Here is a 216-nt window from a genome sequence, read left to right on the forward strand (position 1 = left end):
TCGAGGACGCCGGCGTGGACCTGGTCCAGGTCGGCCACGGGCCAGGCCGGAAGAACGCCGCCGACATGCGCATCGCCGTCGACGCGATGGAGGCCCTCCTCATCCACCCGGACCTCGACACGGTCGTGGTGGCGACCGGTGACAGCGACTTCTCCCCGCTCGCCACGAAACTCCGGGAGCACGGTCGACACGTCGTCGGCGTCGGTCCTCGGCGGG

The 216-nt window shown here is 71.8% G+C and carries 1 protein-coding gene; it reads left to right on the forward strand.

Annotation, left to right across the window (positions count from 1 at the left end; translation table 11 throughout):
* Positions 1-14: 14 nt before the first annotated feature.
* The coding region (locus tag ACTIDRAF_RS31545; RefSeq protein ID WP_245533655.1) for an NYN domain-containing protein at positions 15-216 on the forward strand (202 nt) is incomplete at its 3' end.

Origin of the sequence: Actinoalloteichus spitiensis RMV-1378, assembly GCF_000239155.1 — a bacterium.
Lineage (GTDB): Bacteria > Actinomycetota > Actinomycetes > Mycobacteriales > Pseudonocardiaceae > Actinoalloteichus_B > Actinoalloteichus_B spitiensis.